Here is a 20,464-nt window from a genome sequence, read left to right on the forward strand (position 1 = left end):
CCCCGCGGCGTCTTCCGCCCCCCCCCCCCCCCGCCACCTTCCGGCCTCCCTTGTCGTGCTGGTGTTTCAACAATAAAAACTCCCCATCCCCCCCCCCCCCCACTCTCTGTCACCTCAGGCGCGAGGAGATCAGGTTGCGTCTCGCCCGGGGCGGGCAGCGCCCGGTGGATTGCCGCCTCGGGCTTTCCTGCGCCAACCACCTCGCCCCCCTGACCAATTGCAAACCGGCCCTTCTCCGGGACAAGGCGCTTTTGCACGCTGCAACGGCGCAACGTGACCCTCAAATCCCCGCCCCAGCCGTTAAGAAAACCTCACGGGGCACCCCCTTCCAGACCCCGCGTTTCCGCATTTCCCACAGGTAACCCGCCAGGAGACCAGATCAGAATGATTGTCCGGGACCACCCCTCAACACTGCAGCTGTTTATCGTCATGCAAGGCTCGATCGTGCCAAAGATCATGGGCAAGATCCTGGGCATCGCGGTGCTGACCGGCCTGGTGCTCTACCTTGACCGATACCATGTCGGCCTGCCCCATATCTCGATCTCGGCCATGGGCATCTTCGGCGTGGCGCTTTCCCTGTTTCTGGGGTTTCGCAACAACGCCGCCTATGACCGGTGGTGGGAGGCGCGCAGGCTCTGGGGGTCGATGATCGCGGATGTGCGCAACCTGGGCCGGCACATGTGCATCTTTGTCGGCAACGGCACGGACCGCGCGCGGATCCTGTCCTGTGCCGTGGCATTTGCACATCTGCATCGCGGCTACCTGCGGCAGGTGGATACGCGCGGCGATATCGTCGGTTGGGTCGGCCCCAAGAAAGCCGATGCCATGCTCGCCCATCAGAACCCCGCAGATGCCGCCCTGCGTTCGATGGCGGACCAGATCGGCAATCTGACGGGAAAGGAGGCGATCAGCGGCTTTGGCCAGATGACCATTTCACAAACCCTCTCTTCCCTGGCCCTTGCACAGGCGGGCTGCGAACGCATCCTGACAACACCGCTGCCCTTCGTCTATTCGCTGCTCATCCGCCGGACGACCTATCTCTACTGCTGGCTGCTGCCCTTTGCCCTGATCGAAGCCACCGGCTGGTTCGCACCAATCTTTGCCGCCGTCGTCGCCTACGTCTTTTTCGGCCTGCAGATGGTGACCAATGAACTGGAGCTGCCGTTCCAGAACGTCCACAACGGGCTGCCGCTGGATGCCATGTGCCGCACCATCGAGATTTCGGTGGCCGAAGCCCTCGAACAACCGGCGCCCGAACCGCTCAAGGCCAGCAACTACGTGCTGACCTAAAGCGTTTCGGGATATACCTGAATCACTTGTTCGCTGCCTCTCCCTTCGGCCCTACGCGAAAAGTGACGCGGGATGTTTCAAGCCTATCCCGAAACGCTGTAGTTCAGGCCCCCTCCGAACCCGCGTCAGAACCGGTCAAGCAGCCGGTTCAGATAATCGCGTTCCAGTTCCGGACGCTCGGTCTGGCCCGAGCGGCGGCGGATTTCGTCCAGCAGGCGGCGGGCGCGGTCACTGGCATCCGGCCCCTCGCCGATGCGGCCACCGTCCGACAATCCGCCCTCGGCGCTTTCGCCCTCGCGGCCCAGCGGGTCACGGTTGGCGCGGCCGCCCTGTTCGGTGTCGCCCTGACCGGGCTGCTGCTGACGTTCCTGCTCGGCCATCGCCTCGCCCAGCGCGCGCATGCCCTCGCGCAGCGCTTCCATGGCCTGCGACTGGTTGTCGATCGCCTCGGCCAGATCATTGTTGCGCAGCGCCTCTTCGGCACCGTCCATGGCCCGGCCCGCCCGGTCCAGCGCATCCCGCGCCGCGCGGCCCTCGGGCGTGCCCTGACCCGGCAGGTTCTGCTGCTGGCGGCGCAATTCCTCGCGCAGCGCCTGCTGACGTTCCGCCAGCCCCTCCTGGCCCTGTCCCGGTCCGGCCTGTTCGCCGCGCTGGCCGTTCTCGCCCTGCTGCTGATCCTGGCCCTGACCCTGCCCGTTCTGGCCCTCGTGGCTTTCGCCCCGGCCCTGGCCGCCGTTGCGCCCCTCGTTGCCCTCGCTTTCGCCGGCCTGGGCGCCGGGGTTGAACTGTTCCTGCAGATCCCGGAATGCCTGGTCGCTCAGCCCCTGCTGCTCGCGCAGGGTCTCCGACAGCCCCTCCATCGCCTGCTGCCCCGGAGACTGCCCGTTCTGGCCGGGCTGCCCCTCGGTCACGCGCATGTTCTCCATCAGCTCCTGCAACTCGCGCAGCGCCTCTTCGGCCTCGGCCATGCGGCCCTGTTCCATCAGCTCCTGAATGCGGTCCATCATGCGCTGCAGGTCATCCTGCGTCATCTGCATGGTCTCGCCCTGTTCGCCCTGCTGCTGCGGGTCGCCGTTCTGTTCGTTCTCCTGCGCCTGCTGGCGCTGCAACTGCTGCAGATATTCCTCTGTCGCACGGCGCAGCTCATCCATCAGCTCGGCGATTTCCTCCTTGGAGGCGCCGTTCTTGATCGCCTCGTTCAGCCGGTCCTGCGCCCGGCGCATCCGCTCCAGCGCATCGGCCAGCACGCCTTCTTCCAGCTCGATGGCCAGCCCCCAGAGGTCCTCTGCCAGCGCGTCCTGAATCTCGTCGCTCAGACCATAGCGGGCATGAAGCTCAAGCCGGTTGATCACATCGCGCAGCCGCAGCGCCGTCACCTCCGAGCGGAACAGATCCCCGGGCCGGTAGGCCACCGCGCGCAACACCTGCGCCATCCGCGTCGTGTTCGACTTGGACCACAGCAGGTCGCGCCGCATCTCGATCACCGCCGCCGCCGCCGGATCGAAAAAGCGCCGCCCCGGCAGGATCATCTGGCGCGGTGCCGTCTGGCCGATCTGCTCGGCGGAATCCAGCACGCTCATGCTGATCCGGACGGGCAGGTTCGCCCAGGGGTGTTTGGAGAAATCCTCGATCAGGTTTTCCTCGAAATCCGCGCGGTTCCCCGCGATCGGTGTCGGCAGCGGCACAATCACCTCCGGGCGCGGGTCCGGATCCACCACCAGCCCGTAGCGCCGGCTGACCGAGGCAAGATCCAGCGTGATCCGCGCCTCGCCCGCCTCCACGCCATAATCGTCCCGCGCGGCAAAGGGCAGGCGCATCTCGCCCAGCGCCGAGACCTCGGGCGGGCCCAGCTGTTCCACCTCGGGGGCGGTATCGGCCAGCATGGTCACATCCCAGCGCCGCCCGCCGGGCCCGTCAATCGCGATGCTGCCATCCTGCACCACGGCAAAATCCTGCGCCGGGTCAGAGGCCGGAGGCACATCCGTGGTGCGCCCCGACACGGTTTCCGCCAGCGTCAGCGCGCCCACATCGCCATAGAACCGCAGGGTGATCAGCGTGCCCGCAGGCAGGGTCAGCGGCCCGGCGTCCAGATCGTTCAGATACAGCGTCGGCCTGCCGGTATAACGCGGCGGCTCCGCCCAGCCCTCCCAGACCGGACCCTGCGCCAGCCCGCCCCGGCCCGGTGCCATATCCGCCACCGAGGCCACCCGCAGCACCGAACCGAAGAGCAGCGCCATGCCAAAGGCCAGCACCGCCACATAGCGCAGCGCATAGGGGTCGCGCCGCGACACCCGCAGATCGGCAGGCACCGCCCGGGCCGTGGCCGCGCGCGCCGCCATCCGCGCCTTATGCGCGCGCCAGACCGCCATCGCCGCCGGGTCGCCCTTGCCGATGGCCGGATCGTCCAGCAGCGCCTGAATCGGACGCCCCGGCAGGCTGCGGTCCAGCCGCGCCATGGCCGCGCCCTGCGTGGGCAGGCGGAACCGGCGCAGCGCATGGACCAGCGCCGCCAGCCAGCCCAGGCCCGCCACAACCGCAGCGCCCCAGACCACTTCGAGGCTGACCATGTCCTGCAGGCCCATCATCAGCGCCGCCAGCACCAGAAGCGTGACGCTCAACAGCGGCCAGAGCGCCTGCACCAACCCCTCGGCCAGCATCCCCGCCCATGTCAGGCGCAGCGGCCAGCGCAGGGCGGACAAGGCGTCCTTGCGGTCGGTGTTGGGGGATGTGTTCATCAGGAATTGCCTCCGGCGCGGCCGCAGGCAATATGCCTTACAACCATTCAGGGATGGTATCGCGATTTATCATTTCGTCAAAGCTCGGACGTCGGCGGATAACCGCGAATTGATCCCCATGCACCAGAACTTCCGGAATCAGGGGCCGGGAGTTGTATTCGCTGCTCATGACCGCGCCATATGCGCCCGCAGAACGGAAGGCGACAAGATCGCCCGCCGCCAGCGGCGGCATCATCCGCTGCCTTGCAAAGGTATCGCCGGATTCGCAGACCGGCCCCACCACGTCGATGGGCGCACGTTCCACGCCCACAGCGGGTTCGACGACCGGAATGATGTCGTGCCAGGCATCATACATCGCCGGGCGGATCAGGTCGTTCATCGCCCCGTCCAGGATCAGGAAATCGCGCCCCTCGCCGGATTTGACATAGATCACCTCGCTGACCATCAGCCCCGCATTGCCCGCGATCAGCCGGCCCGGCTCGATCTCGATCTCGCAGTCCAGATGCCCCAGCGTCCGCTTGACCATGGCACCGTAATCCGAAGGCAGCGGCGGATCGGCATTGCTGCGCTCGTAGGGGATGCCAAGGCCGCCGCCCAGATCCAGCCGCCGGATCTCATGGCCGTCGGCGCGCAGCACCCCGGTCAGCTCCGCCACCTTGCGATAGGCCAGCGCATAGGGTTCCAGATCGGTCAGCTGCGAGCCGATGTGCACGTCGATGCCCACCACCTCCAGCCCCGGCATGGCGGCAGCCATGCGGTAGACCTCCCGCGCGCGCGCGATCGGGATGCCGAACTTGTTCTCGGATTTGCCGGTGGCAATCTTGGCATGGGTCTTTGCATCCACATCCGGGTTCACGCGGATGGTGATCGGGGCGACCTTCCCCAGGGCGCGCGCACAGGCATCCAGCACCGCCATCTCCGGCTCGCTTTCCACGTTGAACTGGCGGATGCCGCCCTCAAGTGCGGTGCGGATCTCCTCGCGGGTCTTGCCCACGCCGGAGAACACGATCCGTTCGCCCGGCACGCCTGCCGCCCGGGCGCGCCGGTATTCGCCGCCCGAGACCACATCCATCCCCGCACCCGCCTGCGCCAGCGTGCGCAGCACCGCCTGGTTGGAATTGGCCTTCATCGCATAGCAGACCAGATGATCCATGCCCTCCAGCGCCTCGTCGAACAGCCGGAAATGCCGCAGCAGGGTGGCGGTGGAATAGACGTAAAACGGCGTGCCGACCGCAGCGGCAATATCGGCCACAGCAACATCCTCGGCGAAAAGCGCGCCGTCGCGGTAGAGAAAGTGATCCATGTTCTTTTTGGCCTTAAATATTCCCCGCCGGAGGCTCCCGTCCTATCGGACCGGCGCCGTCCGCAAAAACAGATAGAGCGGCAGCCCGCAACTCACCCCGATGCAGAAGGTCGCGGGAATCGCGATCAGCGCCCCCCAGTTGCGCCGCACAGCGACCTCGGCCAGGATCCAGAGCGTCAGCGTGACCGCCGCGATGGTCAGGTCCCAGACCAGCCCGCTGGCCGCCGCATTGGCATGCCAGGCCGCCACCATCGCCATGATGTCCCAGCCATTGGCCTGGAACCAGGTGATGAAATAATACATCGGGTGGATTGCTCCCCAGACCGCAAGCCCGAGGAATGTCATCCGCAGTGCCGACATGTCAGAACCTTTTCTTCACGCCGATGTTGGCATAGCCCGAGATGCTGACCCCCGGCGTCAGATTGCTCGGCTGCTGGCGCGTATCCGCCCGGCCCGCCGGATCGTCATCGGGGTTCTTCGGCCCGCAGGACACCAGCGCCGCAAGTGCCGCAAGCGCCGCGATGATCAGGGCGGCCCTCACAGGCCCAGCCCCAGCGACATCCCGAAGGGGCCCTGCCGCAGCCCCAGGCTGGTGTCCGCCTGCATGCCACTGCTGGACAGGGTGACGGTCGAATTCGCCGATGGCTGCACCGGCTCGCCGTCCGCGCCGCAGGCCACCAGCGCCGAGATGCCCAAAAGGGCCAGGATGATCCTCATGCCAGAATGTCCTTCCACCGTTCGATCTGAACGCGCACCTGCGCCGGTGCCGTCCCGCCATAAGACATACGCGAATTCACGGAATTTTCCACGCCCAAGACATCGAAAACACCATGCGTGATACCGCCATGCACCGATTGCATCTGTTCCAGCGTCAGGTCGGGCAGATCGCAGCCCGCCTTTTCCGCCATGCCCACCAGGGTGCCGGTGACATGATGCGCATCGCGGAACGGCAGGCCCAGCACCCGCACCAGCCAGTCCGCCAGATCCGTGGCAGTGGAAAAGCCGCTGCCTGCGGCGGCGGCAAGATTGTCGCGCTGCCCGGTCATGTCGCGCACCATGCCCTCCATCGCGGCCAGCGCCAGCATCAGGTTGTCGGCAGCGTCAAAGACCTGTTCCTTGTCCTCCTGCATGTCCTTGGAATAGGTCAGCGGCAGCCCCTTCATCACCATCATCAACGCGGTATTGGCGCCAAAGATGCGGCCGATCTTGGCGCGGATCAGCTCGGCGGCATCGGGGTTCTTCTTCTGCGGCATGATGCTGGAGCCGGTGGAAAACCGGTCCGACAGCGCCACGAAACGGAACTGGGCCGAGGACCAGATCACCAGCTCTTCGGCAAAGCGGCTGAGGTGCATGGCGCAGATGCTGGCGCAGGACAGGAAGTCCAGCGCGAAATCCCGGTCGCTGACCGCATCCAGCGAATTCGCGCAGGGACGGTCGAAACCCAGCGCCTGCGCGGTCATGTCGCGGTCGATGGGAAAGGAGGTGCCGGCCAGCGCCGCGGCACCCAGCGGGCTTTCGTTCATCCGCCTGCGGGCGTCGCGCACCCGGGAAAGATCGCGGCCGAACATCTCCACATAGGCCAGCATGTGATGGCCCCAGGTCACCGGCTGGGCGGTCTGCAAATGGGTGAAACCGGGCATCACCCAATCGGCGCCCGCCTCTGCCTGGGCCAGCAGGGCATGGATCAGCGCCACCAGACCGGCGTCAAAGGCATCGAACTGATCGCGGGTCCAGAGCTTGAAATCGGTGGCAACCTGGTCGTTGCGGCTGCGCCCGGTGTGCAACCGGCCCGCGGGTGCGCCGATCAGATCCTTCAGGCGCGCCTCCACATTCATGTGGATGTCCTCAAGGGCTGCGGAAAACTCGAATGTGCCGCCTTCGATCTCTGACAAGATCGTGAGCAAGCCTTCCCGGATCGCATCCGCATCGCTATCAGTGATGATGCCCGTGGCAGCCAGCATGGCGGCATGGGCACGCGAGCCTTCGATGTCCTGTGCGGCCATCCGCTTGTCAAACGAGATCGAGGCATTGATCGCCTCCATGATCGCGTCTGGCCCGGCGGCAAACCGGCCACCCCACATCTTGTTGGAAGTCGTGTCAGTCATGTCAAACCCTCGGAGGGACAGATGAGAAAATTCGTGTTAGGCCTCGTGTATACGGCCCTGTTGGCAGGTGCAAACCCCGCATTGGCCGGGACGGTGGACATTCTGGGCCTGCGCGCGGGGGACATGAAAAAGCTGGTGGTGCATGACACGCCTGCCGCCACCTCCGATGCCGCCTTCGACCTGGCCGACGGGGCGGGCAAGGGGACGCTGGCCGAATACCGGGGCAAATATGTGCTGGTGAACTTCTGGGCGACCTGGTGCGCACCCTGCCGCAAGGAAATGCCGCAGCTCGACGCGCTGCAAAGGGAATTCGGCGGCGATGATTTCGAGGTGCTGACCATCGCAGCGGGGCGCAATTCACCCGAAGGCATCAAGAAGTTCTTTGCCGAGGCCGGTGTCACCAGCCTGCCGCGCCACCAGGATCCGAAACAGGCCCTGGCCAGCCAGATGGGGATTTTCGGCCTGCCGATCACCGTGCTGGTGAACCCCGAAGGCCGCGAGATCGCACGGCTGCGCGGGGATGCGGACTGGTCCAGCGACAGCGCAAAATCCATCATCAAGGCGCTGATCGCAGAGCGCGCCGGCGGTTAACGGGAGCGGCCCCGTGAAGCTGTAACCCGCAGGTCGCGGCGTGACCTGCAGCGGCGTTTTCAAAAACACCGGACCGAATTCTTCAAAGAATTCGCAAAGGCGCACCGCTTCGAAAAAGCCCAACCCTCAGACCGTGTCGCAACGCCCGGCGGTGTTTTCAAAAACACCGGACCGAATTCTTCAAAGAATTCGCCCCCTCACGCCGCGTGGTTCAGGATCGCCGCTTCGGAGGCCGACAGATTGCGCCGCGAGAAACTGCCATAGGTATGCGGATCGTATTCAAGCTCCGGATGGGTGGCCAGCAACCGCTTGCGGTCGCCCTCGTCCAGCGCGGATAGCGCCGCGGAGGCGGGATGAAAGCTTTCGGTCTCCACGCTGTTGGCCCAGAGCACCTGATGGGAATCAAAGAGCACGTGGATATAGGTGACCTCGCGCATTTTCAGATCCACGGTGATGGTATCGCCGTTGATCAGGTCCTTTGCGGCGACCAGCACCTCTGGGGTGTTGAACAGCTCCTGCGCGGTGGGGCCCTTGATCAGCAGGCGGTGCTGCGGTGACACGATCAGATCCGCATCGGGCTCGCCCGCGTTCAGCACACCGGCCGCGATCCGCACCGGGCGCAGCTTGGGCATCGCGAACAGCCGCGCCCCGGACATGCGCCTGCTGCCGACCCAGCGGATCGGCTGGGCGCCGTCATCCTTGGTCTGTACCAGATCGCCCTCGCGCAGGTCCTCGATCAGGCGCTGGCCTTGGGGCGTGCGGATGCGGGTGCCGGGGGTGAAACAGATCACGCCGCCATCAGTGTCCGAAGCCGCATTGCCGCAGGAGGGGCCAAGGGTGTGATGCACGATCCACAGATCGCAGTTGCGCGGCGGCATCTCATCCAGAAACATCAGCAGGGGCTGGCTGCCACGGCCCAGTTCGATCAGCGTCACGGTATAGCTGCGCCCGCCGTCGGTCACGACAAAGCTGTTGTCCATCAGCGGACCGGTATCCTGCCCCGCCCCGCGCAGACCGCCCCTGAAGGCGCCGCCGCTTTCTTCCAGCGCCGCGCCGACCAGCCGCCGCACCATTCTGGCAGCGCGTTTGCGCAGATTTTCCGCCTCGTCTGCCTGGTCCAGCCGCAATACGTCATTCGGGCCATCGACCCGGATCGCGTCCCCTCGCCAGGCCCATGCCGCCCCTACAGAGAGAGATTGCACCGGCGCGGCTTCAAGGCCGTCTATTTCTGTTTGCGACCAGCTGATGACAAACGTGCCCTTAAAGCCCGTTTTCATTGCTCGTTCTGCCTGCCTCAGTTTTTTATTACCCCATAGGTAGCAAAGCTTGCCCGACCTGCATAGCCATAATCATGTCATTTTTCAGGGTGTTGCAAAATGACCTTGATGTCGGGCCGGAGCCTTTGGGGCGGTCTGGCCTTCCCCCTGACGCCGGCGCGCGGCGGGGTGCAGATGGCCTGAGCCCCCCTTCCGGCAGCGTCTGCCACGGAATCTGCCCATCATTTACCACAAATACCGTTGCAAAACACCGGCGATTTGTTAACGTTAGACGGGTTACCTTGGTTCAGGAGTTGTCATGTCCCAGCCGCCGAAAGCCCTGCCGGGGCGTCGCATCGTCTCTTCCCGCCACCTGGCAGAGGGCGAGGGCTGGGAAGCCTCCGAGCTGGAATACGGGATGATCATCGCCTTCAACGCCTTCACCCGCTGGATGTCGCGCTGCATGGCGGCGGCGGGCAATGCCGACCTGACGCCGCTGGAAATCCTGGTGCTGCACAACACCAACCACCGCAGCCGCGAAAAGCGGCTGACGGACATCTGTTTCCTGCTGAACATCGAGGACACCCATACCGTCAACTACGCGCTGAAAAAGCTGCTGAAGTCGGACCTTCTGGTGGCCGAAAAACGCGGCAAGGAAGTGTTCTACCGCACCTCGGAGACCGGTGCCGCGCTTTGCGATGCCTACCGCGCGATCCGCGAGACCTGCTTTCTCGACGGGCTCAACCGGATGGATCTGGGCGGCGACGACCTGCGTCTGGTCGCCGCCAGCCTGCGCACCATGTCGGGGCAATACGATCAGGCCAGCCGGGCTGCCGCCTCGCTCTGATCCACCCGGGTCAGAGCAGCGCCGCCATGGCGCGGGCGGTGTCGTTCATCCGGTTGGAGAAACCCCATTCATTGTCGTACCAGCTGACCACCCGCACCAGACCGCCATCGGTCACGCTGGTCTGCGCGGCGGCAAAGCAGGAGGAATGCGGATCATGGTTGAAATCCACCGAGACCAGCGGATCGGTCTCATAGGACAGAACCCCTTTCAGCGGGCCCTGCGCGGCCTTTTCCAGCGCCGCATTGACCTCTGCCACCGTGGCCTTGCGCCCGGGCAGGAAACACAGGTCCACCATCGAGACATTGGCCACCGGCACCCGCACGGCAGAGCCTTCCAGCCTGCCCTTCAGCCCCGGCAGGACTTCTGAAATCGCCGCCGCCGCCCCGGTCGAGGTCGGCACCATGGACAGTGCCGCCGCGCGCCCGCGATACAGGTCCTTGTGCGGCCCATCATGGGTCGGCTGGTCACCGGTATAGGCGTGGATCGTGGTCATATAGCCGGTCTCGATCCCGAAATTCTGCTCCAGCACCATGGCCACCGGGGCCAGGCAATTGGTGGTGCAGGAGGCGTTGGAAACGATCACGTCATCTGCCGTCAGATCGCCGTGGTTCACGCCATAGACCACCGTGCGGTCCACCCCCTTGCCGGGGGCCGAGATCAGCACCCGCTTCGATCCGTTTTCCAGATGTTTGGCCGCGCCCTCGCGGGTGGTGAAGATGCCGGTGCATTCATAGACGATGTCCACGTCGGCCCAGGGCAGCCTGGCCGGGTCACGCTCTGCCGTCAGGCGGATGGTATGATCACCGACGCGCAATGTGTCGCCGTCCAGGCGTGCCGTTTCGGTCAGCCGCCCGTGTACGGAATCATATTTCAGCAGGTGCAGCAGGGTCGCCGCCGGGGCCAGGTCATTGACCGCCACCACCTCGATCCCCCGGGCGCCGTTTTCCAGCAGCGCGCGCAGCACGTTACGCCCGATCCGTCCAAATCCGTTGATTGCGATTTTCGTGGTCATGATATTTCTCTCCCCTTCCGGACCGGTCCATTCCGCGCGACACCGCGCATCCCGCCTGTTGCAGGACATCTGGATACGACTTTGGTTCTCGTTAGCGCTAACAAGGGGAAATTACAACCTCCAATCCCGCCGGCGCCGCGGAGTGCCTCCGATTTGTGCAGCGTGACACGGCTTTGACCCGGCGCGCGGGATTTTCCGACCCCGCTCAACGGGCGGCATCACGCAAAGTTGACCCGATGGCCGGGACGTGCGGGGATAAAGTGGAATGGGCGCGCGCCCGTGCCCGGCCACCTGCCCGGCGCGGGGGCTGTGCTCAAAAAAGCAGCGGGGCAAGTCGCATTTTCACCCTGTACTGCGCGCGCAGGTGCCCTATAGAAGCCGCCATGACCAATATGCATGAACCCATTCTGATTGCGGTGGACGCAGGCGGCACCGGGTGCCGGGCCGCGGCCGGCACTGCGGCACGCGGCATCCTGGCCGATGCGCGGGGCGGGCCCGCCAATGTCGAGAACAATTTTGGCGGGGCAATCGCCAATATCACCGCCGCCGTGCGCGCGGCGCTGGCCCAGGCCGGGCTTGCCGATACACCGCTGGAGCGGATCATCGGCCATGTCGGCGCCGCCGGGGCCAACAGCCCCGAGACGATGGCCGAGGTTGCCGCCGCCCTGCCCTATGGCCACACCATGGTGTCGGGCGACAAGGAAACCACCGTCGCCGGGGCGCTGGGGGCACATGACGGCTATGTGCTGGGCATCGGCACCGGCACCTTCATCTCGCGCCAGTGCGGCGGCGTGGTCAGCACCGTGTCGGGCTGGGGTTTCCAGATCTCCGATCAGGCTTCGGGCGCATGGCTGGGCCACCGGCTGCTGGAACGCACGCTGCTGGCCCATGACGGGATCGAACCGCAAAGCGCCCTCACCCGCCGGACGCTGGACCGGATGGGCGGGCTGCACGAGATGCGCCGGTTCTGCCTGACCGCCACGCCGACCGATTACGCAACCCTCGCGCCCGAGGTGCTGAGCGGCGCGCAGGAACAGGACCCCGCCGCGATGCAGATCATCGCCCGGGCGGTGGACTTTCTGGAAAAGGGGCTGGCGGCGCTTGATTTCACGCCCGGCGACAGGCTCTGCCTGACCGGCGGCGTGGGTCCGCATTACCGCGGCTACCTGTCCGAGGACGTGGTGCGCAACCTGGTCGCCCCGCAGGGCAATGCCATGCAGGGGGCCTTTGCGCTGGCCCGTCAGGCCGCGCAGCAGGAAGCCTAGTCACCCGGAATCAAAGTTCGGTTCATTAAATGCAGCTCTCAACGGCAGGTTCGCACCCGACCCCGAGGGCGGCCCTCCATTTGGTGAGACATTTTCACTTTTTCCATAGTTCGCAGCATCTTGCGAGGTTGGAGTTTCGCACCCGCCGTTTTGCCGAAGGCAAACCTGCGGTTTGACGGGGGCGGGGTCCGGTGCGAACCGGATCGCAAGCGATCCGGGGGCAGTGGGAAATGATGCGCATTTCGTTTCCGCCATACTAGGTCGGAATCGAAGTTGCAGCGTTGAAGCGGGTGCCCGACAGAGGTTCGCGCCCGGCCCCGAGGACGCAACTTGGCGCGCCATACTGCAGGGGAAGACATGTCATACATGACATGTCAAAAATGACAGGTCTATTATGACATGTCTTCACCTGCAGGCAGCAGGTAGCAGGTAGCAGGTAGCAGGTAGCAGGGCAGTGGCGGCAGATGACAGCGGTGCAAAGCCTATGGTTGCGGCTTCGGCCTGAGTGATCCGGGATCGTCTGAAATCAGATATTTCATCGCGTTCCAACGCATCGCTTTAGCGCCCGCCGCAGCGGCCGCGCCTTGCTTGCCTCGTCTGGGTCTTTGGATCTGTGGGGACCGTTGAAATGGCGGCGCCGCCGGATCGGATGGATGAGACAGGGATGACCCTGCACGTTGAACGGTTCAAAGTGGCCCGTTGAGGACGGGCCTCTGTTTCTCCGAATGCGCCCGGCGTGTCAGACCGGGTGCGGATGTCGCGACAGGTGGGGTTCTAGCGGCACAGGGTTAACCCTGTCCTGCTGCCCCGTCCGTTGCGCGCCCATGGGCGGGATGCCTGCGCCGCACCGATGCGGGGCGCCCCGGCAGGTTCAGCCGGGCGTCATTGCGGCTCTGGCGCGAGATCACCTTGCCTTTCGCCACCACCGCCAGCCGGTCGGGCCGCAGGCGCAGCGCCTCGATCGGATTGCCCGCGTCCAGCACCACCAGCGAGGCCTGCGCGCCGACCTGCAGCCCGTAATCCTGCAGCCCCATGATCCGCGCATTCACCTCTGTCACCATATCGAAACAGCGCCGCATCTCTTCCGGGCTGCTCATCTGCGCCACATGCTGGCCCATGAAGGCCACATCCAGCATGTCGCCGGTGCCCATCGAATACCAGGGGTCCATCACGCAATCCTGCCCCCAGCCCACGGTGATGCCCTGCGCCTGCATCTCCTTCACCCGCGTCAGCCCGCGCCGTTTGGGGAAAGTGTCATGGCGGCCCTGCAGCATGATGTTGATCAGCGGGTTGGGGATGGCGGCAACCCCGGCTTCGGCGATCAGGGGCAGCAGCTTGGAGACATAGTAATTGTCCATCGAATGCATCGAGGTCAGATGCGACCCGGCCACCCGGCCCTGCAGGCCAAGGCGCTGCGTCTCATAGGCCAGGGTTTCGATATGGCGCGAATGCGGGTCGTCGGTTTCGTCGCAATGCAGGTCCACCATCAGCCCGCGTTCGGCGGCAATCTCGCACAGGGTGGTGACCGACCGCGCGCCATCCACCATGGTGCGTTCGAAATGCGGGATGCCGCCGACCACATCCACCCCCATGTCCAGCGCGCGGAGCGTGTTGGCATAGGCGGTGGGGTCGCGGAAAAGGCCGTCCTGCGGGAAGGCCACCAACTGCAGGTCGATATAGGGGCTGACGGCGCGGCGGACCTCCAGCAGCGCCTCGACCCCCAGCAGGCGGTCGTCGCAGGTGTCCACATGGCTGCGGATCGCCAGCAGGCCGAGCGAGGCCGCCCAGTCGCAATATTCCAGCGCGCGGTCGAAGACCTCTTGTTGTGTCATCACGCCCTTCAGCTCGCCCCAGAGGCCGATCCCTTCGAGCAGCGTGCCCGAGGCGTTGATGCGCGGGGTGCCGTAGCTCAGCGTCGCGTCCATGTGGAAATGCGGATCGACGAAGGGGGGCGAGACGAGATCGCCGGTGGCGTCGATCACCTCGCCCGCCTCCGCCTCCAGCGTGCCGATGGCGGTGATCCGGTCGCCCGCGATGCCGATGTCGGCGATGGTGCCGTCCGGCAATGTGCCGCCCTTGATGATGATGTCGAACATGGAGCTGTCCTTTCAGTTAAGTTCCGTCCGGCCTCGGGCCGGACAGCCCCCGACCGCCCCCATGGGCGGGGGCTTCACCCCCACCCGCGGTCGGTGGCTGTCCTTTGTGGATAAATAGAGGTCATTCAACGCTCCCCCTTGTTGAAGGGCACCATCAGCGCCGCAGGCACCTGTGCGCGGCGCGACATGACCACCAGCGCCAGGATCGACAGGATATAGGGCGCCATCAGGAAATACTGATAGGGTATCCCCGCCCCCAGCGGGGTCTGCTGCAACCGCACCTGCAACGCGTCGAAAGCGGCAAAGAGCACCGCGCCCAGCAGGGTCTTGCCGGGCCGCCACGAGCCGAAGACCACCAGCGCGATGCAGATCCAGCCGCGCCCGTTCACCATCTCGAAGAAGAAGGAATTGAAGGCGCTCATGGTCAGGAACGCCCCGCCCACCGCCATCAGCCCGCTGCCCGCCATCACCGCGCCGATGCGGATGGCCGACACGCTCAGCCCCTGCGCCTCTACCGCCGCCGGGTTTTCACCCGCCGCGCGCAGGGCCAGCCCCAGCGGCGTGCGGTAGAGCAACACGCTCACCACAACCACCAGCACAAAGGCCAGATAGGTCAGCGGGGTCTGCGAAAACAGCGCCGGACCGACCAGCGGCAGATCCGACAGCAGCGGCACCTCCCAGGGCTGGAAGGCCGCGATCTTGGGCGGCGAGGTGACCTCCGGCAGGGCAAGACGGTAGCAGTAATAGGTCAGCGAGGTCGCCAGCAGGGTGATGCCAAGGCCCACCACATGCTGCGAGAGCCCGAAGGGCACGCAGAGCACCCCGTGCAGCAACCCGAATGCCATGCCCGCCAGCATCGCCACGCAGACCCCGAACCAGAGGCCGCCGCCCAGATAGACCGTCAGCCAGCCGGCAAAGGCGCCCACCACCATGATCCCCTCGATGCCGAGGTTCAGCACGCCTGCGCGTTCGCAGATCAGCTCGCCCAATGCGGCAAAGATCAGCGGCGAGGCGATGCGGATCGCGGCGGTCCAGAAACTGGCGGAGATGAGAATATCAAGGATGTCCATCAGCCGCGCCTCACCCTGAATTTGGTCAGCATGATCGCCAGCACCATCAGGAGCAGCGCCACCGCCAGCATGATGTCGGCCAGATAGGTCGGCACCCCCGCCGCGCGGCTCATGCTGTCCGCGCCGACGAAGATGCCCGCGACAAACAGCGCCGCCACCACCACGCCCAGCGGGTTCAGCAGCGCCAGCATCGCCACGATGATCCCGGTGTAGCCAAAGCCGGGCGAGATATCCAAGGTCAGGCTGCCCTTCAGCCCCGAGACCTCGGAGAACCCGGCAAGCGCGGCGAGGCCGCCTGACAGCAGCGCGGTCTTGATCAGCGTGGCATTGACCGGGATGCCCGCAAAACGCGCGGCCTCCGCGTTCAGCCCGACGGCGCGCATCTCATAGCCCAGCGTGGTGCGGCGCTGGATCACCCAGACCACAGCCGCCGAAATCAGCGCAAGGCCGAAGCCCCAGTGCAGGCGCAGCCCGTCGATGATGCGCGGCAGCCGGGCCTCTTCGATCAGCCGGGCGGATTTGGGCCAGCCCAGCCCCATCGGGTCCTTCAGCGGCCCCTCCAGCAGCATGGAGACCCAGAGCAGCACGACGAAATTCAGCAGAAGGGTCGTCACCACCTCATCCACGCCAAAGCGGGTTTTCAGGAAGGTCGGCACCAGCAGCACCAGCGCCCCCGCCAGCATCGCGGCGATGGCGATGAGTGGCAGCAGCGCGGCCGAAGGCCAGGCCAGCGCGCCGGTGCCCAGCACCACGGTCACCACCGCCCCCATGTAAAGCTGCGCCTCGGCCCCGATGTTCCACAGCCTGGCCTTGAAGGCGACGGCAACCGCCAGCCCGGTAAAGATCAGCGGCGTCGCGCGGTTCAGCGTTTCCAGCGTGGCGAATTTCGATCCGAAAGCCCCCTTGAGGATCAGCCCCAGCACCGAAAACGGCTGCGCCCCCGCGATCATCGCGAGCAGCGAGGCGATCACCACGGTGCCCGCCAGCGCAAGCGCGGGCAGGCCCAGGCGGCGGGTCAGCGCGGGGTTGGCAATGGGTTCAAGCCGCATGGTCAAACCCCTCGCCCGCCATCCAGACGCCCAGTTCCGCCACGCTCAGCGCGCCCCGGTCAAAGGCGGGCGACAGCCGCCCTTCGGAGATCACATGGATCACATCCGCCAGCGCCGTGACCTCGTCCAGATCCTCGGAGATCAGCAGCACCGCCGCGCCCCGGTCCCGTGCGGCCAGCAGCTGTTCATGCACATAGGTCAGCGCCCCGATGTCGAGGCCCCGCACCGGCTGGTTCGCCAACACCACGTCGGGGGTGGTTTCCAGCACCCGGCCCAGGATCAGCTTTTGCATGTTGCCGCCCGACAGCAGGCGGATGCGGGTTTCGGGTCCTGGGCAGCGCACGTCATAGCCTGCGATGATGTTCTGCGCGAAATCGCGGGCGGCGCGCCAGTTCATCCAGCCCCGGCGCGAAAAGGGCGGGCTGGCGTAAAGCTCAAGCACCGCGTTTTCGGTGAGGTCGAAATCCGCGATGGTCCCGGTCTTGTGCCGGTCCTCGGGGATGCGCGCGATCCGGGCGGCCAGCGCGGCACGCGGGCTCCAGCCCGTAACCGGGGCATCCGAGATGTGCAGAGCGCCGGAGGCCGGCGCGATCAGCCCGCCGATCAGGTCGGCCAGCGCCGCCTGCCCGTTGCCCGACACCCCCGCAAGCCCGGTGATCTGGCCCGCGCGCAGGTCCAGATCGACCGCCTTGAGGCCCGGCGCGCTGCCCCGGTCCGGCGTGGTGACGGCCCGCAGAGAGACCCGCAGGGCGCCGGGGTTGGCCTGCCGCACCTGCGGCGCGGCAACCTCCGCCCCCACCATCATCTGCGCCAGCTGCGCCGCATCGGTATCGGCGGTGCGCGCCTCTGCCACCAGCCTGCCATGGCGCAGCACCACCACGCGGGAGGAAATCGCCGTGACCTCGTGCAGCTTGTGGCTGATGAAGATCACCGACAGCCCCCGCGCCACCGCCCAGCGCATGGTGGCAAAGAGATCGTCGGTCTCCTGCGGGGTCAGCACGGCGGTGGGTTCGTCCAGAATGAGGATGCGCGCCTCGCGGTAGAGCGCCTTGAGGATCTCGACCCGCTGGCGCTCGCCGACGCTGAGCGCGCCAACCTGCGCCTCCATGTCCACCCGCAGCCCGTAATCCTGCATCAGGGCCTTGATCCGGCGGCGCGCGGCGGCACGGCCGAACCCCGGCCGCCAGAGCGGTGCGGTGCCCAGCACGATGTTTTCCAGCACCGTCATGTTGTCGGCGAGGGTGAAATGCTGATGCACCATGCCCACCCCGGCCTCCAGCGCCGCGCGCGGGTTGCCGGGGGGCAGCGGCTGGCCAAAGACTTCGACGCTGCCCTCGTCCGGCGTGTAATGGCCAAAGAGGATGTTCATCAGCGTGGTCTTGCCCGCGCCGTTTTCGCCCAGCAGGGCGATGACCTCGCCCTGCCGCAACTCGAAGCTGATCGCATCATTCGCGGTCAGCGCGCCGAACCGCTTGGTGATGCGGTCAAGACGCAGGACAATGGGGGTTGTGGTCACGCTCATTCAGGGGCCGTCAGCGGGTGCAGGCAGATGCAAAGGGCAGCGCCTGCCTGGGGAGGCGTAGGGGCGTGACGGCGAAAATGGCGACCGGGCCGGGGTACATGCATCATTGCATCCGGTGGCAACGTCCAAAGCGCCTGCCGGGGGGCAGGCAGGCGCTGCCCGGCCTGCGGCCGGGCGGAACCATTTGCAAGGACTGCGCTCAACTGGACTTCGGCTCTTCGTCGTTGATCTCGACCGTGTATTCCCCCGCCTTGATCGCCTTGGTGCGTTCCGCGATCAGGTCCAGCGCCTCCTGCGGGATCTTGCCCTCAAACGTGCCGAAAGGTGCCAGCGATGCGCCGCCCTCCTTCATGAAGGAATAGACGCCATAGTCGGCGGCGGTGAAGTTCCCCGCCTTCACCGCGGCAATCGCGGCATCCAGCGTCGGCTCAAAGTGCCAGATCGCCGAGGCGACGACGGTCTCGGGGTATTCCGCCTGGGTGTCGATCACATTGCCGATGGCCAGAATGCCCTTTTCCTGCGCCGCATCCGAGACGCCGAAGCGTTCGGCATAAAGGATATCGGCACCATTCTCGATCATCGCGAATGCGGTTTCCTTGGCCTTGGGCGGATCGAACCAGGAGCCGATGAAGCTGACCTGAAAGGCGATGTCCGGCTTCATCTCGGCGGCGCCGGCCATGAAGGCATGCATCAGGCGGTTCACCTCCGGAATCGGAAAGCCGCCGACCATGCCGATATTGCCGCTTGTCGTCATCGCCCCGGCGACGATGCCGGAAAGATAGGCGGCGTCCTGGATGTAATTGTCAAAGACGGCAAAGTTCGGCAGGCCCGCGTCTTCCTTGAAACTTGATCCCATCAGGAAGGCCACATCGGGGTAATCGGCGGCGACCTCGCGCGCCTCCTGTTCCGCGCCGAAGACCTCGCCGATGATCAGGGTGTTCCCGCTTTCGGCATATTCGCGCATGACGCGGGCGTAATCGGTGTTGGAGACGTTTTCGGTAAAGACATATTCGATGTCCCCGCGGGCCTGTGCCGCCTCTGCCGCCTTGTGGATGCGGCTGACCCATTGTTGTTCGACAGGTACGGTATAGATGCCCGCAACCTTGATCGGGTCGGCGGCAAGGGCTGTGCGCGGTGCCAGGGCGAAGGCGCCCGCCAGGGCGGCGGCAGAGCCGAGCAGAAAGCGGCGTGTAAAGCGACGTGTGGTCATGATGATCCCCCGTTGGTTTTATTATTGCAGATCGTTTGCCAGTGGCCCCGATGAGTCAATAGAACGCCGCCTGATTAAGCAATACTTCTGTCGCGGTCGCGGCGATGCGCCCAGTCCGCAGGCGGTCCGCCGCCAGCCGGGAGAGACCGCAAAAGCCATCAGCACGCCGCAGTCGGGTGTTGGCTCATGCCGGTTGGCCGGCGGGCCTGCCAAGGGTTGACAGCTCCTGCGCAAGCATGTCGCGCACCCGCGCGATCCGGGGCACATGGCGCAGGGCATCGGGGACCACCAGCCAGACCGGCAGCGCCGGCAGGGTCACGAAATCGGCGATGCGCTCGACCCTCGGGTCGGCATCGCCGATCAGACGCTGGAACCCGCCCACACCGCCCCCCGAACAGACAAGGGACCAGTTCACCAGCTGATCCTCGCAGCGCAGCGGAAAGAAGTCGCGGGTGACGTGCAGGCCGTTCTGCGCCATCAGGCGCAGGATCAGCTCGGACCTGTCGAAGCCGACAAAATCCATTTTCATCAGCGCCTCGGGCGTGTCGGGGCGGCCCGCACGGGCGATATAGCTTTGGGCCGCGTAGAGCCCCAGCGGCAGCTCCGCGATCTTCTGCGCGATCAGGTTGCCGCGTTCGGGCCGGAACATCCGCAGGGCAATGTCCGCCTCGCGGTGCATCAGGTTTTCCGGCATGTCGGAGGCCACAAGGTCGATCTGGATGCCCGGTTCCTCCGCGCGCAGGCGGGCCAGGATCGGCGGCAGGTGCCAATAGGCCACGACCCGCGACGCGGTGATGCGCACCCGCCCCTCCAGCCGCGCGCTCTTGCCCGCGGCGGTCAGCGCCACATGGGAGGCCGCGTCCTCCATCTTGCGCACATGGTCATAAAGCTGATGGCCCAGGGCGGTCAGGCTCTGACCGTCGGGCTTGCGGATAAAGAGCGGCTGTTCCAGCGCGGTTTCCAGCGCGCGCACATGGCGCCCCAGCGTCGGCTGGCTGACGCCGCAGGCGCGTGACGCCGCCGACAGCGATCCCGCCTTTGCCACCTGCAGAAAGCTTTGCAGCAGCGACCAGTCCAATGCCCGTATATCCATTCATTTATGAATACCTGAAC

At 65.8% G+C, this 20,464-nt stretch carries 18 protein-coding genes; 4 read left to right on the top strand and 14 right to left on the bottom strand.

Annotation, left to right across the window (positions count from 1 at the left end):
* The first annotated feature begins 384 nt into the window (after positions 1-384).
* A complete protein-coding gene (locus tag O4H53_RS06345; protein WP_269362255.1) occupies positions 385-1,290 on the top strand; it encodes a bestrophin family protein in 906 nt (301 codons plus the stop codon).
* Between the two features lie 125 nt (positions 1,291-1,415).
* On the opposite strand, the gene O4H53_RS06350 is transcribed toward O4H53_RS06345, so the two are convergent.
* Genes O4H53_RS06350 through argH form a run of 6 tightly spaced genes read right to left on the bottom strand, consistent with a single transcriptional unit; the run spans position 1,416 to position 7,433 of the window.
* Complete coding sequence (locus O4H53_RS06350) at positions 1,416-4,025, bottom strand: TIGR02302 family protein (RefSeq protein ID WP_269362257.1); 2,610 nt, start codon at positions 4,023-4,025, stop codon at positions 1,416-1,418.
* A gap of 37 nt (positions 4,026-4,062) precedes the next feature.
* The gene (lysA, locus tag O4H53_RS06355) at positions 4,063-5,328 is read right to left on the bottom strand and encodes a diaminopimelate decarboxylase (RefSeq protein WP_269362259.1); all 1,266 of its coding nucleotides are present in this window, start codon (positions 5,326-5,328) and stop codon (positions 4,063-4,065) included.
* A 42-nt stretch (positions 5,329-5,370) separates the two neighbouring features.
* Positions 5,371-5,688 (bottom strand): DUF2834 domain-containing protein, encoded by a 318-nt coding sequence (locus O4H53_RS06360; protein WP_269362261.1) that lies wholly within the window; start codon positions 5,686-5,688, stop codon positions 5,371-5,373.
* 1 nt (position 5,689) lies between these two features.
* Positions 5,690-5,869, bottom strand: coding sequence for a hypothetical protein (locus O4H53_RS06365; protein WP_269362263.1), 180 nt, complete (start codon positions 5,867-5,869; stop codon positions 5,690-5,692).
* Positions 5,866-6,045 (bottom strand): hypothetical protein, encoded by a 180-nt coding sequence (locus tag O4H53_RS06370; RefSeq protein WP_269362264.1) that lies wholly within the window; start codon positions 6,043-6,045, stop codon positions 5,866-5,868. Before O4H53_RS06370 ends, O4H53_RS06365 begins: the two co-directional genes overlap by 4 nt.
* Positions 6,042-7,433, bottom strand: coding sequence for an argininosuccinate lyase (gene argH, locus O4H53_RS06375; protein WP_269362265.1), 1,392 nt, complete (start codon positions 7,431-7,433; stop codon positions 6,042-6,044). The genes O4H53_RS06370 and argH overlap by 4 nt, the downstream gene beginning before the upstream one ends.
* Positions 7,434-7,454: 21 nt before the next feature.
* On the opposite strand from argH, the gene O4H53_RS06380 reads away from it, so the two are divergent.
* Complete coding sequence (locus tag O4H53_RS06380; protein ID WP_269362267.1) at positions 7,455-8,024, top strand: TlpA family protein disulfide reductase; 570 nt, start codon at positions 7,455-7,457, stop codon at positions 8,022-8,024.
* A gap of 197 nt (positions 8,025-8,221) precedes the next feature.
* Here O4H53_RS06380 and O4H53_RS06385 read toward each other — a convergent pair whose 3' ends face one another.
* A complete protein-coding gene (locus tag O4H53_RS06385; protein ID WP_269362268.1) occupies positions 8,222-9,301 on the bottom strand; it encodes a Hint domain-containing protein in 1,080 nt (359 codons plus the stop codon).
* A gap of 298 nt (positions 9,302-9,599) precedes the next feature.
* Between O4H53_RS06385 and O4H53_RS06390 the strand changes: the two genes are divergently transcribed.
* Positions 9,600-10,127: a winged helix DNA-binding protein gene (locus O4H53_RS06390; protein WP_269362269.1), complete on the top strand. Its 528-nt coding sequence runs from the start codon at positions 9,600-9,602 to the stop codon at positions 10,125-10,127.
* Positions 10,128-10,137: 10 nt separating this feature from the next.
* Here O4H53_RS06390 and gap read toward each other — a convergent pair whose 3' ends face one another.
* Positions 10,138-11,139, bottom strand: coding sequence for a type I glyceraldehyde-3-phosphate dehydrogenase (gap, locus tag O4H53_RS06395; protein WP_269362271.1), 1,002 nt, complete (start codon positions 11,137-11,139; stop codon positions 10,138-10,140).
* A 383-nt stretch (positions 11,140-11,522) separates the two neighbouring features.
* On the opposite strand from gap, the gene O4H53_RS06400 reads away from it, so the two are divergent.
* Complete coding sequence (locus O4H53_RS06400; protein WP_269362273.1) at positions 11,523-12,404, top strand: BadF/BadG/BcrA/BcrD ATPase family protein; 882 nt, start codon at positions 11,523-11,525, stop codon at positions 12,402-12,404.
* Positions 12,405-13,192: 788 nt separating this feature from the next.
* On the opposite strand, the gene O4H53_RS06405 is transcribed toward O4H53_RS06400, so the two are convergent.
* The 6 genes from O4H53_RS06405 to O4H53_RS06430 form a co-directional block, all read right to left on the bottom strand.
* A complete protein-coding gene (locus O4H53_RS06405) occupies positions 13,193-14,500 on the bottom strand; it encodes an amidohydrolase family protein (protein WP_269362275.1) in 1,308 nt (435 codons plus the stop codon).
* A 125-nt stretch (positions 14,501-14,625) separates the two neighbouring features.
* A complete protein-coding gene (locus O4H53_RS06410) occupies positions 14,626-15,570 on the bottom strand; it encodes an ABC transporter permease (protein WP_269362277.1) in 945 nt (314 codons plus the stop codon).
* On the bottom strand, positions 15,570-16,619 hold the full coding sequence (locus O4H53_RS06415) for an ABC transporter permease (RefSeq protein WP_269362279.1): 1,050 nt from the start codon (positions 16,617-16,619) through the stop codon (positions 15,570-15,572). The genes O4H53_RS06410 and O4H53_RS06415 overlap by 1 nt, the downstream gene beginning before the upstream one ends.
* Complete coding sequence (locus O4H53_RS06420) at positions 16,609-18,141, bottom strand: ABC transporter ATP-binding protein (protein WP_269362282.1); 1,533 nt, start codon at positions 18,139-18,141, stop codon at positions 16,609-16,611. Before O4H53_RS06420 ends, O4H53_RS06415 begins: the two co-directional genes overlap by 11 nt.
* A 199-nt stretch (positions 18,142-18,340) precedes the next feature.
* Positions 18,341-19,351 (bottom strand): BMP family protein, encoded by a 1,011-nt coding sequence (locus tag O4H53_RS06425; protein ID WP_114274798.1) that lies wholly within the window; start codon positions 19,349-19,351, stop codon positions 18,341-18,343.
* A 184-nt stretch (positions 19,352-19,535) separates the two neighbouring features.
* Positions 19,536-20,444: a LysR family transcriptional regulator gene (locus O4H53_RS06430; RefSeq protein ID WP_269362284.1), complete on the bottom strand. Its 909-nt coding sequence runs from the start codon at positions 20,442-20,444 to the stop codon at positions 19,536-19,538.
* Positions 20,445-20,464 lie beyond the last annotated feature (20 nt).

Origin of the sequence: Sulfitobacter sp. G21635-S1 (assembly GCF_027213915.1) — a bacterium.
GTDB lineage: Bacteria > Pseudomonadota > Alphaproteobacteria > Rhodobacterales > Rhodobacteraceae > Sulfitobacter.